The sequence below is a fragment of the Williamsia muralis NBRC 105860 genome (assembly GCF_001598915.1).
In the GTDB taxonomy this organism is placed as follows: Bacteria; Actinomycetota; Actinomycetes; order Mycobacteriales; family Mycobacteriaceae; genus Williamsia; species Williamsia muralis.
The window spans coordinates 520998-534504 of the sequence record NZ_BDAP01000002.1 but is presented as its reverse complement, the minus strand read 5'-3'; the positions used below and the strand labels follow the sequence as shown (position 1 = coordinate 534504).

Below are 13507 nucleotides of genomic sequence, written 5' to 3'. Positions count from 1 at the left end.
CCACCACCGGGTCACGGTGGTGGCGGGCTTGTTCTCGGCGAGAACGTGAGGTCAGGTCACTTCACGCCGACGACTTCTTGCGCGATGGCCGCGATACGGGTCTGTGCTGCCGAGACCACTCCGTGGCGGTTCTTGTGCGCTTCCTCGTATGCGATCACCAGACGGACGTCCGACGGCTTCTCCAACTCCTTGATCGCCGCGACAACCGAGCTCACGTTGAGCGACTCGTAGTCATCGATCGGGAGATCGGCGGGGTCGATGGTGCCGGTGCCTTCGCGGGCCGCGTGCAGCCGGTCCGCGGCGTCGTTCGCGCCGTTGGCCCGAGCAGTCTGCTCTGCCGCTTCCAGTGCCGCGTCCCGGCTCGCGCTGGCGGTCTTGCGTGCGGTGTCTCCAGCGCGCGAGGTGCGGGCGAGTGCATCCTGCCCCGCCTTGGCGGCCCGGCCCAGCGCGGCTTCGCCGGCCTCTTCGGTGCGGTCGAACAATGCGCTGACCTGTGCGGGGGCGTTACGGATCGCATCAACTGCGCGGTCAACTCCGCGTGCGGTGAGCGTGGCCGGGATGCTGGCGGCGCGAAGTGCCGCTCCGCTGGCGGCCTGCAACGGTCCGCGACGCAGCGCAACCGGTCCGCCGATGGCTTCCTCGGCGAGCAGGGTGGTGAGCCAGACGACTGTCGACTCGTGCGCGTTGATCAGCTGCTCGGACAGGGTGACCACGGTGGTCTCGTTCTCAGCTGTGGCCAGTGCCTTCACGTAGCGTGCCCGGTCGAGCAACTGGTGCTCGAGCGCAAGGTCACCCAGCAGTGCCTCGTCGAGCGGCTGCGCCTGCTCGGCAAGGGCCTTCACGGACGCGGACAGACGGCCGGCGATGGGCCGGATGACGTCGGGCAGACCGCCCAGGTCGCGGATCGCTTCTTCGATGGCCTGTGCCCGGAGTCGGCCGTTCTCGGCGTTCTCGGTGAGCTCGCGACGAACTGCCTCGGTCCGTGCCTGCGCGGTACGCGTCTCGGCGATCTGGATCTCGGTGTTGGTCAGGGTCAAAATGGTGCGCAACTGCTGGCGCAGCGTTGTCGATGTGGTGCTCATATCTCTCCTTCGGTTGGACTCTCTGGTCGATAGAGCTGTCGAGGAAAGGCGTACCCGTGAGGGTTGCAGGTAAACGATGCAGAGATTCAGATCACAATTCGATAACCTTACGGCGCCTAACTACCGTTTTGACCTGCTCGCATCCAGAACCCGCCCGGTCGATAATTATGGTACCAATGGTACCGAATTGATTCGTTGGGGAGGAAAATCATGGACCGAGTAGCTGGCAAGGTGGCTCTGATCAGCGGCGGCGCCCGGGGCATGGGCGCATCCCACGCCAAGGCGTTGGTGGCCGAGGGCGCCCGCGTGGTGATCGGCGACATCCTCGACGAGCCCGGGCGGCAACTCGCCGACGAAGTCGGCGACCACGCTGTGTACGTCCACCTCGACGTCACCCAGGAAGACAGCTGGCACGAGGCCGTGAAGACCACCCTCGACACCTTCGGCAGCCTGTCCGTGCTCATCAACAACGCCGGGATGGTGAACGGCAACCTGATCGCCGACTTCTCGTTGGCCGACTGGCAGGCCATCCTCGACGTCAACCTGACCGGCACCTTCCTCGGTATCAAGGCGGCAGCGAACACCCTGGCCGACTCGGCACCCGCATCGATCATCAACGTGTCGTCGGTGGAGGGTTTCCGCGGCAGCCCAGGGCTGCACGGCTACACCGCCACCAAGTTCGCGGTCCGCGGATTGACCAAGTCCGTGGCCCTCGAGCTCGCGCCCAAGAACGTGCGGGTCAACTCGATCCATCCCGGATTCATCCGGACGCCGATGACCGAGGCAATCCCCGAGGACTTCCTCACCATCCCGCTCGGACGTGGCGGCGACCCCGAAGAGGTCTCGGCAATGGTGCTGTTCCTCGCCAGTGACGAATCGTCGTACACCACCGGTGGCGAGTTCGTCGTCGAAGGCGGACTGCTCGCCGGCGTCCCCCACAAGACCTTCTGACCGGGGCCGGCATGCGGGTAGCGATCACGGGCGGCACCGGGTACGTCGGTGCACACATCCTCCACGGTCTCGACCGCGCAGGTTTCGACCTCCGGGTACTGGTGGCACCGCACGAGGATCCGTCCCTCGTCGCCCGGTTGGCACCGTCGGGCCGTGCCTGCGTTCTGACGGGTGACGTGCGGGATGCATCGGTTGTAAAGGGCCTGCTCGACGGCTGCGACGCCCTGATCCACGCAGCCGGCGTTGTCGGCACCGACGACCGGCAGGCCGACCTGATGTGGCAGATCAACGCTCACGCAACCGAGGCGATCTTGCGGACGGCGGTGGACGCCGGCCTCGATCCAGTGGTCCTGGTGAGCAGTTATGCCGCACTGTTCCCCTCCCCCGACCCAGTGATCGGACCGGACAGTCCCACCGCCACCGCCCGCAGCGCCTACGGGCAGACCAAGGCATATGCCGACCGGGTGGCTCGGGAACTTCAGCAATCGGGCGCGCCTGTGGTGGTGACGTACCCGGCGAGCGTTGTCGGGCCGGCGCTGCAGACGCCCGCGGGTGTGACCGAGCGTGGCTGGGCGCCCATCGTCCGTTCGAGGATCGCGCCGGTGGTCGACGGGGGTATGCAGATGATCGACGTTCGCGATGTGGCCGACGCACACGTGGCGATGATGACGCCTGGACGCGGTCCGCGTCGGTACATTCTGGGCGGTCAGATGCTGACGTTCGCGCGCATGATCGATCTGCTCGAACGCGGAACCGGACGCCGATTCGTCCGGATACCATTGCCGGGCAGTGTGTTCCGTACGCTGGGCCGGATCGCCGACACCGTGGCCGGGATTGTTCCGATCGGCGGACTGAGTTACGAGGCCGCACAGTTGCTGACCGCAGCCACCCCGACGGACGACTCGTTGACCCGCACCGAACTCGCCCTGACCTGGCGCTCGGCGGAGACCGCGATCCTCGAAACCTTCAGCACCGCTTCACCGAAGTGATCTGAGCAGGTGAAGAACATGCATCACAATGCGGCCGTGAGGATTTCGATGATCCTGCGCCGCAGGACATCGGAGTCGTCGTCGGTGGCGACCGCGCTGAGGAACAGCGCCGACCCCGCGGCGAGGGCCAAGATGGCGCGGGCATCGACATCGGGATCGGCAGACTTGGTCGACTCCGGGTCCGCAGCGAACAGCGATGCGGGCGGCCCACTGAAATCCGACCACAGGCGCCGGCGTAGGTCATCGTTCTCCCGCAGCGCCTGAAGCAATCCGGGGACCGCGGCCCGTACCTCCGGGGTGGCGAACAACTCGTGACTTCCGTTGACCGTCTCGGTGATCCACTGCACCCGGTCGGATCCGTCGAACCGCGACATGTCGGGCTCGGGCCCGAGGATCGCATGCAACACCAGTTCGGCCTTGGTACGCCACCGGCGACGCAGACTCGCCCGCCCGACGCCGGCCTTTGCCGCGACAGCACGCAGGCTCAGCCCCTCCCACCCGACATCGAGGAGCATTTCGCGGGTCACCGCGACTATCCGGTCGTCGATCGAACCGTCGCGAGGCCGGCCCGGAGGCCTCGGCTCGTCAGCTGTCGCTTCTGTGTCCGATGTGCTCACCGCACCGATTCAATCACCGCACGGACGACTCGGAGACCGTCGGTGCGGTGGCGGGAGTGGTGGCCCGACCGAAGATCATCGATTCGCCGATGCGATCGAACCGGTGATCGAGGGAATCGAGGAGGAAGTTCTGTCGCACGTTCCACGGACGTCTGGTGCCCGACTTCGGCAGCGCATGCGGCGATCGCAGGACGTAACCCGCCTTGATGTCCCACGCGAACTTCTCGGTGAGCACCTCGTCGCCGAGATGCGGGTAGGCGTGCGTGTAGCCGTGAGACGTCATGTGCGACAGCAATTTTGCCACCGATTGCGCTGTCATGTCGGCGCGCAGCGTCCATGATGCGTTGGTATAGCCCACACACCAGGACATGTTCGGTACGTCTTCGAGCATGTGGCCCTTGTAGACAAACCGATCACTCGGTTTGACGTCCTCCCCGTCGACGCTGACGGCGATCCCGCCGAGCGCTTGCAGTTGCAGTCCGGTGGCCGTGACGATGATGTCGGCGTCCAGGTGGTCCCCTGACCGGAGCCGGATCCCGGCGGAGTCGAACGTCTCGATGTGGTCGGTGACCACGGACGCTTTACCCTCGGCGATGGCCTTGTACAGATCAGCGCCCGGCGCCAGACACATCCGTTGATCCCACGGCTGATAAGAGGGTTTGAAATGGGTGTCGACGTCGTAACCCTCGGGGAGGTTACGGACGGCGATGTTGCGCAGGAACCGCTTCGCGACGCGGGGCGACTTACGTGCGACGAGATAGATGAAGGAGTTCAGCAGAACGTTGCGCCACCGCACCACGTTGTGGGCGATCTTGCGTGGCAGCACCTTTCGAATCACATTGGCCAGCGGCTCCACCTTCGGCATCGAGATGATGTAGGTGGGGGTCCGCTGGAGCATCGTCACCGAGTCCGCGGCCTCGGCAAGGGCCGGGATCAGCGTGATCGCCGTCGCCCCGCTGCCGATCACCACCACCTTCTTGCCGGTGACGTCGAGGTCCTCGGGCCAGAACTGAGGATGGATCACCTGGCCGGCGAAGTTCTCCAGACCCTCGAACTCAGGTGTGTAGCCCTCGTCGTAGTTGTAATAGCCGGTGCCGAAGAACAGGAACCGGCACCGGAACGTGGTCTCGGTGCCGTTGTGCTCGGCATGCACGGTCCAGGTGTCGGTGGTCGAATCCCAATCGGCCGACCGAACTCTGGTGTCGAATCGGATCTGCCGGTCGATGCCGTACTTGTGTGCGGTGGCGGTGATGTAGTCGCGGATGTGGTCACCGTCGGCCACCGACTCCTCACGCGTCCAGGGCTCGTAAGGAAAGCTGAGGGTGAAGATGTCGCTGTCCGAGCGGATTCCGGGGTACCGGAACAGGTCCCAGGTGCCGCCGATCCTGGAACGGCGCTCGAGCAGCGTGTAGGTGAGAGATGGGTTCTTCTCGGCGATCCGGTAGGCCGCGCCGATCCCTGACAGCCCCGCACCGATGATGACGACGTCGGTGTACGGGATGTCGGTGTCAGAGACGTCGGGCGCTCCCGGGCGCTCTTGCCCTTGGATGTGCTCTTGCCGTTGATCGTCGATCACTGCGCAGACCTCCACTTGTCGCGGCACCGGGCCGTCTGCCCGCGCGCGGCCGTGGCCGCGGGGGCTCATCCCAGCGCGACGACCGCGCCTACCGACCCGAGGACCACGATAAGCACGAGGAGGTCCATAAATCTCGGACTCCGGTCAGATCGGGACACCGATCCCACCCCACCTCGGGCTTCGATGGCGGCCGCGAGCTCGCGTCCGTTCTGGCAGGCAAGTGAACAGACGATCGGCAGACAGGCCGCCCACCCGTTGATCCTCTCCCGCGCCGTCTGCTCTTTGTCGGACCTGCGCTGAGCGATGGTCTGCAGCAGGGTGCGGAAGTCACTGATCAAGAACGGGCACAACCGCAGCGCAAGGGCCACCGACACCGCGGCCGACTGCGCGGGGATACCCAGCCGCGCTGCCCACCCGACCAGCCGCTGTGCAAACGCAGGTATCTCGACCATCGGGGTGGTCCAGCAGAACAGCAACGCGCTGTACAGCGAGATGACCGTCATGCAGATGAGGATTCCCCAGTACGCGGCACCGCCCAGCCCGAACTCCACCCCGCCGACGGTGACGTACGGCTCGTCGCCACCGAGGGCGGTGATGAACCCGCCGAAGAGTGTGATCCCGACGAGCCAGAGTGGCAGTCGGGGAACGGCAGCGCGCGGCACCCTGCCCAGCACGGTCCAGCCTGCGGCGATCGTGGCGCCGACGGCAACACTGAGCCAGGTGGGTTCGAGCGCGAACATCAGCGCGATCGCCGCCAACACCACAAGTTTTGTCCCCACCCACCATCTGCGCGCGGGCGATGGGTGGGGCAGCGTGCGCACCACGCTGGCCAGGTTCGCGGTGGATTTCAGACTCGAGGGCGGCGGTGCCGGCGTGACCGGCTGCCCGTCGACGGTGCCCTCGTCGACGACAATCGTCCTGTCGACGAGCGCGTCGAGCTCACCGACATCATGCGAGATCACCACGAGTGTGGTGCCCGACGCCTTCACCCGCTGCAGCGCGGCGACCATCGCGCCGCGGGCCGGGGCGTCCAGACCGGCGAGCGGCTCGTCGAGAACCAGCAGTCGCGGCTTGCAGGCGAGCAGCCCGGCCAGGGCAACCCGCCGTTGCTGACCCACCGACAGCTCGTCCACCAACGCGTCACCGATGACCGCGGAGTTGAGGCCGAGCTCGAGCAGCGCCGCGTTGGCCGCGGTGTCGTCGACACCCGCGGCATCCTTGACGTCCGCGCGGGCGCGGGACCGAACGATCTGCAGGCGCGAATACTGGAACCCGAGCAACGCGTGTTGCCGACCGTTCTGCACCGGCATCCCGTCGACCAGCACCCGGCCCGAGGTGGGCTGCTGCAGCCCGGTCATCACCCTTGCGAGGGTGGATTTGCCGGCTCCGTTGGGGCCGGTGAGCAGCACGGCCGAGCCCGGCTCGAAGTGCAGGTTCAACCCGCTGAAGATCTGGTTGTGCCAGGGCGTCCCGGCGTCGTGGGCGTACCCGACGTCGATCAGGCTGACCTGAGCGCCGCGGATCGCGCGGCCGGCGCCGGTGGTGGTCCGCAGCTTGGTGGACACCGACGAATGCCGGGAATCCAGCGCGATCTCCCGGTCGGCGACCGCCGATTCGTCGGTGTCGTGGGTGATCTGGAGGACGGCGGTCTCACCGTGGTCGGCGAGCGATCGGAAGATCCCGTTGACCGCCGCGCGACCCTCCTGGTCGATCATCGCCGTGGATTCGTCACTGATGAGCACAGCAGGATGTCGGGACAGCGCCGCCGCTATCGCAAGACGTTGCAGCTGACCACCGGACAGGGTCCCGGTCTCGCGGTACAGCATGCCGCCCAGACCGACCTGATCGAGCAATGCCTTCATCTGGGTTTCGGTGAGTCCGGGATTGCCCCACGCGAGGTCATCGGCCACCACCATGCCCAGCACCTGGGTCTCGGGCCGCTGACTGATCACCGCGGTGCCACCCGGACGACCCAGTCCGACCGCCCCCGGCCGGCTGACCGTGCCCGCGGTGGGATCACGTCCGGCGACCACCTTCGCGAGAGTCGACTTGCCGACTCCGTTGGGCCCCGTCACCGCCACCAGTTCCCCGGCCGCGAGGGTCATCGACACATCGGCGATGACCGGCTCTGTTGCACCCGGGTAGGTGACGGCGACATTGTCCAGACGCACGGGCAAGGGGCCGACGGGGCCGGCGTCGGGACGTCGTTCGTCGGTGTGCGGTGTGCCCAGTCGGGCGATCATCGGCGGGACCGGCCGGCGATGAAGGAGGAACACGGTCAGTGCGGAGAACGTGACCCCCGCGATTCCGGACGCGGGTATCGCGATCCACCAGTAGTCGAGACACCAGTTGACCGCCGGGTCGACCACGGACGTGAACTGATCGAAGCCCGCGTTGTCCATCAATCGCTTGGTGCCCCGCCACCCGTTGTCGATCTGTTTGATCATGAACTCGCGGTAATCGGTGAACAGAGCCAGAAGACCGGTCGCGACAGCCGCCGACGGCACCGCGATCGCGAACAGTGCGGTGAGGGTGACCCGCGGAGCGTTCCAGCCACGACGCAGCGCGATTCCCGAGAGCGTGCCGAAGATCGCCGCACTTCCGACCAGGTTCGCGGCGGAGAACCCACCGAACAAGAACGCCACGATGTACCCGGTGAGCGCGCCGAGCAGACTCACCCGCAGTCGCCGACGCCCGGCAAGGATCGCGAACGGGACGGATGCGACCAACGAGGCCGCGCCCCCGATGGGCAGGAACCGGCTCAACACACAGATCGCCGCCGCGACGTCTGCGAGGGCCGCTGCCTCGGCGATCTCGATGGCGGTGACGCGCCGACGGGCTCTGGCGCTCATCGGTTCGCTCACTGCGCCACCGGCTTCTTGTTTCTGTTGCTGTTCGATCTGTCCAGATTGCCAGAGGACCGAGCGACGGCCATCGGCCTCACGGATGATATTCGGTATGACCGCAGGTCAACCGCGGCTTCGGGTCAGCCGGCCTTACGTTTTGCCGGGGCTTTCTTGGCAGCGGTTGATTTTGCCGCGGCCTTCTTGGCCGGAGCCTTCTTGGCAGGTGCCTTCTTCGCGGCCGTCTTCTTCGCGGGCGTCTTGCCCGAATCGGAGTCCTCGCTGCCGTCGGAGTCGTCCGAGTCGTCGGCCGAGCCGGTGCGGTTCTTCACCGATGCGCGCAGCGCAGCGAGCAGGTCGGCCACTTCGGAGTCGTCGTCTTCGTCCTCCGCCTTCTCGGGTGCGGTGAACGCTTCGGTGCCCTCCGCCTTGGCTTCGATCAGCTTGCTCAACTCGTTCTGATAAGTGTCCTCGTATTGGCTCGGGTCGAAGTCCGCCGACATCGACTCGATGAGCGAGGCCGCCATCTTGAGTTCCTGCGGCTTGAGGTCGGGCGACTCGTCGAGCGACGGAAATGCCGCCTCGCGGACTTCGTCCGGCCAGAGCAACGTCTGGAGGGTCAGTACATTTCCGACCACTCGTAGTGCCGCCAACCGGGTGCGGTTACGGAGGGTGAAGGTGGCGATGGCCAGCCGGTCTGTGTCTTTGAGAGCCTCGCGCATCAGCGCGTACGCTTTCGGCGACTTGCTGGCCGGCTCCAGGTAGTAGGGCTTGTCGAAGTAGATCGGGTCGACCTGATCAACTGGGACGAAGTCGGTGATCGAGATCTCCGGACTGCGCTGGACGGGCAGCTCGGCCAGATCGTCTTTGGTCAGCACCACGGTCTGACCGGTGTCACTCTCGTACGCGTTCGCGATCTGCGAGAACTCGACTTCTTCGTCGGTGCCCTCGCGGACCTTTCGATAGCGAATGCGGGTGCCGTCGTTCGAGTCGACCTGGTGTGATTTGCGATCGTGACTCTCGGTCGCTGAATAGACCTTGACCGGTACGTTGACCAAGCCAAAGCTGAGATCGCCTTTCCAGATCGAGCGCATATCGTCATTGTGCAGGTATCTCGCACAAGGCGCAGCCCCCTCCACCAGGAAAGTCCGAACCATGGCCAGCCGCAACACACTCGAGGTCGACGGTCACAAGATCGCCGTGACCCACCTCGACAAGGTGATCTACCCGGCAACCGGGACCGTCAAGGCGCAGGTCATCGAGTACTACAGCGACATCAGCTCGATGATGTTGCCGCACATCCGTGACCGGCCGGTGACCCGCAAGAGGTGGCCGGACGGTGTGAACTCGACCCCGTTCTTCGAGAAGAACCTGCCCGATCACGCTCCGGAATGGCTCGGCCGGGTCCGTCTGGACCACAGCGACCGCAAGGTGGTCTACCCGGTGCTGACCTCGCGCGCCGAGTTGGTCTGGCTCGCACAGCAAGCCGCGTTGGAACTGCACGTGCCGCAGTGGACGCTGCCGCCGGGCCAGGCCGACGTCCCGTACAAAGTCGATCGCATGACCGATCGAGTGGTCCTCGATCTCGATCCCGGGCCGGACGTCACGTTGTTCCAGTGCGCGAAGGTGGCGCTGCGCATCAAGGAGATGCTCGACGGCATCGGGCTGCCGTGCTTCCCGGTGACCAGCGGCTCCAAGGGAATCCACATCTATTTCCGGCTCGACAAGGCCATCTCGTCGGATTCCGCACGCAAGGTCGCCAGACAGATCGGCACCCAGTTGCAGAACGAGACCCCCGATCTGGTGACTGCCCAGATGACCAAATCGGTGCGCGGCGGCAAGGTGTTCGTCGACTGGAGCCAGAACAGCGCCTCCAAGACCACGCTGGCGCCCTACTCGATGCGTGGCCGCGAGGAACCCTGGGTCGCCGCTCCCCGGCACTGGGATGAGCTGGCCGACAAGGACATCCGGCACATCCCGTTCGACGAGATGCCGGACAGGCTCGAACAGTTCGGCGACCTGCTGATCGGACTGGAGGCAGAATCCGATGACGGCGAGGCCGCGGCAGACCCAGAAAAGTCCGAGAAGCCCGCGCCCGGCCGGGCTGCGGCATCTCCGCCGGTGGTCGACCTCGGGGAGTACCGGCGCAAGCGCGACGAGCGAAAGACGCCGGAGCCCTTCGGCGACAGCCGATCCGAAGACGAGCAGGCCGCCGGGCCCATCTTCGTGATCCAGGAGCACCACGCCCGCCGCCTGCACTACGACTTCCGGCTCGAACGCGGCGGTGTGCTCGTGTCGTGGGCCGTGCCCAAGAACCTGCCGCTCGACGGTGACCAGAATCGGCTCGCCGTGCAGACCGAGGACCACCCGATCGACTACGCCGACTTCGCAGGCGACATCCCCGCCGGAGAATACGGAGGCGGGCATGTCGAGATCTGGGACCGCGGCACCTACGAGACCGAGAAGTGGCGCGACAAAGAGATCATCGTCCGACTGCACGGCGAACGGATTCAAGGCCGGTATGCACTGATCAAGACCGGTGACAAGAACTGGTTGGCACATCTGATGTCCGACGAGCCGCGGCCGATCGTGCCCGACAGCCTCGCCGACCCACGACCGATGCTCGCCACCGACGAGCTCATCGAAGAACTGACCGACGACAAGTGGGCTTTCGAGGGCAAGTGGGACGGTTACCGGATCCTGTTGCGGTACATCGAAGGAAAGCTCCAGCTCACGTCGCGGTCGGGCATCGACATGACCAAGGACTTCCCCCAGCTCCACCCCATCGCCGACGATCTCGGACTGCTCGACGTGGTGCTCGACGGCGAGGTGGTGGCGTTCGACGAGAAAGGCCGGACCAACTTCACCCGGCTCGCCGGGCGCAGCGCGGCCACCGACGACCTCGACATCAAGTTCTTGCTCTTCGACATCCTCTACCTCAACGGTTCGTCGCTGCTCAAACTCAAGTGGGAGGACCGGCGCAAGCTACTCGAGGAAGTCGCGCAGGCGTTTTCGTCCGATTCGCGGGTGCAGCTGCCGCCGCTCCTCGAGGGTCCCGGCTCCAATGCCGTTGCCTTCAGCCGTGAACGGGGCTGGGAAGGGGTGGTGGCCAAGCGCCGCGATTCCATCTATCAGCAGGGCCGCCGCACGAAGACGTGGCGGAAACAGAAGAACTGGACCGATATCGAGGTGGTGATCGGCGGCTGGCGTCCCGGCAAAGGGGGCCGCAGTCAACGCATCGGGTCACTGCTGATGGGGCTACCGGAGGCAACCGGTCTCCGTTACATAGGTCGGGTCGGCACCGGTTTCACCGACAGCCAACTCGAGTCCCTGATGGAGGAACTCGAGCCCCTGCGCCGCAAGACCTCGCCGTTCATCGGCAGCCTCGATCGGCCCGTCGAATCCGACGCCGTATGGGTGTTGCCGAAGCTGGTGGCCGATGTGAGATTCATGGACTGGACGAGCACCGGTCATCTGCGTCACCCGTCTTGGCGCGGAATCCGCCGCGACAAGCTGCCCGGGGACCTGTGACGGCGGGCCGGCGAGCACATCCCGCCGGCAATCGGCCGATGCTGAACGCGTCGGGTTGTTCGCGGCGCGTTACGGTCTAGCCTGGCGCTCGTCGTGACCCCCCTCGCTCGTTCGCCCCGAATTGGGTACCCCGAGTACTGGCTGCCCGAATCGGTCGCCCCAGATCGGTCGTCACAGCCGCACAGAAGGAGGCCACGTGCTCGTCGTCGCGCACATGAGTGATCTGCATTTCAACGGGACCCTCCGTGCCCGCCGGCGCATCACCGCTGTGCTCGACTACATCAACGCACGTGCCGAGGGCATCGACGCGCTGGTGATCACCGGCGACATCACCGACACCGGCAAGCAGTCGCAGTACGAGGAAGCGGCCGCCACCCTGCGCAGCGATTTGCCGATCCTCATCTGTCCCGGCAACCACGACGACCGCGGCGAGTTCAGTCACGGCCTCCTGGGCACCCACATCACCGACCGGCCTCTCAATCACTCCCGGACCATCGCGGGCGGCCTGTTCCTGGTGTGCGACAGCTCGATTCCCGGACGCAACGAGGGATATCTCGACGATGCGACCATCGCGTGGATGGATGCCGAGATCTCTTCGGCCGGTCCACACGTCCCGGTGTTCATCGCCTTCCACCACCCGCCGGTCATGCTGCAGATGCCGTTCATGGACACCATTCGTCAGACCGGCGAAGAGCGACTGATCGCCCTGGTCGACAAGCATCCCAACATCGTCAACTTCATGTGCGGCCACGCGCACACCGGTGCGGTCACCGCCTTCGCCGGGCGACCGGTGTGCCTCGCGCCGGGGGTGGCGTCCACGCTGAACCTGCCCTTCGAAGGCGCCGAGGTGATCAACGAGGGCCAGCCCCCGGGGCTCGCCTTCCACGTGTACGCCGAAGGCCGTGTGATCAGCCATTTCCGCTCGGTGCCGGTGGACTGACACCCGGGGCCGCGCTATCGGCTGAGGCGGTCGATCAGCGAGGCAGGCGCGGCACCGTCCCCGAGGCGCCGGCATCCGTCGAGCTCCACCGACACACTCGATCCACCCGAGCCATCCGCTCGACGCAAGACCACCGAAGCCATCCGTGTGGCGGCAACGCCACATGCAGGTGCGACAGGTGCGTCGAGGTACGACCGGATCATCTGCGCACTCTCGTGCGCCGACAACCAGATCTGCCACCCTCCGGGTATCGGCTCGTCCACTCCGTGACGACACACCTGCAGCGGTCCCACGTCATCGATCGGCAGGGGCAGGACGGACAGGACGGGATCGGCGCCAGCCGCCACCTCGCGCCGTACGGCTTTCAGGGCGGCATCGTCGACGTGGAGTCCTCCGCTCGATCGCTCGGTGCAATTGCGGGGCAACGTGATCGGGACCCCGGTGTCGAACGACTCCCGTCCGACTTCGTGGAGCGCTCTGAGCGCATCAAGCGGCTCCTCCCGAAAACTGCACGGGACCGACGGCCAGGCCGGCCGGAATGCGCGACCTCGGGAGTCGACCAGCCACAGCCCGACAGCCGGATCCACACTGATGGCGCAGCTGATCGATACGTTGTCGGGGTAGCGCCTCGATTCGATCGAGAACGCCTCCACCACCGCGGCAACATCGCCGGCCAGTGACACGGCGTCGACTGTTGTGTTCCCCGCCGGGTTCTGCGCGAGTTCACACCGCACCACGGACACCGGCTCGAAGCCGTCAGGTGGGTAGCCGAGCTCAGGCGCCGGCGCGATGTCCGCCGAGGGCCACGGCCCCAGGCCGGTCAATCCCGTGTAGATGTCCGGGGTCAGACAGTCGGCGCGGTCGACGATCGGGGCTGCCTTCGGGGTGAACAACACGAAGTCGGGGCCGAAGATCATCCCGGGGGCACAGGCTGTTGTCAGCACCCCGACGATCGCGACAAGGATCAAGCGCGCTGTC

Annotated in this window: 10 protein-coding genes; 4 read left to right on the top strand and 6 right to left on the bottom strand. The window is 66.0% G+C overall.

Going from position 1 to position 13507, the window contains the following annotated elements:
- Window positions 1–56 precede the first annotated feature (56 nt).
- Window positions 57–1082: a hypothetical protein gene (locus WIMU1_RS09370; protein ID WP_062796666.1), complete on the bottom strand. Its 1026-nt coding sequence runs from the start codon at window positions 1080–1082 to the stop codon at window positions 57–59.
- Window positions 1083–1292: 210 nt separating this feature from the next.
- Between WIMU1_RS09370 and WIMU1_RS09365 the strand changes: the two genes are divergently transcribed.
- The gene (locus WIMU1_RS09365) at window positions 1293–2033 is read left to right on the top strand and encodes a glucose 1-dehydrogenase (protein ID WP_062796664.1); all 741 of its coding nucleotides are present in this window, start codon (window positions 1293–1295) and stop codon (window positions 2031–2033) included.
- A gap of 11 nt (window positions 2034–2044) precedes the next feature.
- Window positions 2045–3022, top strand: coding sequence for an NAD-dependent epimerase/dehydratase family protein (locus WIMU1_RS09360; RefSeq protein ID WP_062796662.1), 978 nt, complete (start codon window positions 2045–2047; stop codon window positions 3020–3022).
- Between the two features lie 23 nt (window positions 3023–3045).
- Here the strand turns inward: WIMU1_RS09360 and WIMU1_RS09355 are convergent, their stop codons facing one another.
- The 4 genes from WIMU1_RS09355 to ku all read right to left on the bottom strand — a co-directional run bounded on the left by WIMU1_RS09355 (window position 3046) and on the right by ku (window position 9152).
- On the bottom strand, window positions 3046–3639 hold the full coding sequence (locus tag WIMU1_RS09355) for a TetR/AcrR family transcriptional regulator (RefSeq protein WP_062796660.1): 594 nt from the start codon (window positions 3637–3639) through the stop codon (window positions 3046–3048).
- 13 nt (window positions 3640–3652) lie between these two features.
- Window positions 3653–5188, bottom strand: coding sequence for a flavin-containing monooxygenase (locus tag WIMU1_RS09350; protein ID WP_062797528.1), 1536 nt, complete (start codon window positions 5186–5188; stop codon window positions 3653–3655).
- Between the two features lie 92 nt (window positions 5189–5280).
- Window positions 5281–8067 (bottom strand): DUF2232 domain-containing protein, encoded by a 2787-nt coding sequence (locus WIMU1_RS09345; RefSeq protein WP_062797526.1) that lies wholly within the window; start codon window positions 8065–8067, stop codon window positions 5281–5283.
- A 134-nt stretch (window positions 8068–8201) separates the two neighbouring features.
- The gene (gene ku / locus WIMU1_RS09340; RefSeq protein ID WP_023954329.1) at window positions 8202–9152 is read right to left on the bottom strand and encodes a non-homologous end joining protein Ku; all 951 of its coding nucleotides are present in this window, start codon (window positions 9150–9152) and stop codon (window positions 8202–8204) included.
- 61 nt (window positions 9153–9213) lie between these two features.
- On the opposite strand from ku, the gene WIMU1_RS09335 reads away from it, so the two are divergent.
- Window positions 9214–11589 (top strand): ATP-dependent DNA ligase, encoded by a 2376-nt coding sequence (locus WIMU1_RS09335; RefSeq protein ID WP_062796658.1) that lies wholly within the window; start codon window positions 9214–9216, stop codon window positions 11587–11589.
- A gap of 196 nt (window positions 11590–11785) precedes the next feature.
- Complete coding sequence (locus WIMU1_RS09330) at window positions 11786–12529, top strand: metallophosphoesterase (protein WP_062796656.1); 744 nt, start codon at window positions 11786–11788, stop codon at window positions 12527–12529.
- A gap of 14 nt (window positions 12530–12543) precedes the next feature.
- On the opposite strand, the gene WIMU1_RS09325 is transcribed toward WIMU1_RS09330, so the two are convergent.
- Window positions 12544–13497 carry a hypothetical protein gene (locus WIMU1_RS09325; RefSeq protein WP_147431359.1) on the bottom strand — a complete coding sequence of 318 codons (954 nt, stop codon included), beginning with the start codon at window positions 13495–13497 and terminating at the stop codon, window positions 12544–12546.
- Window positions 13498–13507: the final 10 nt, after the last annotated feature.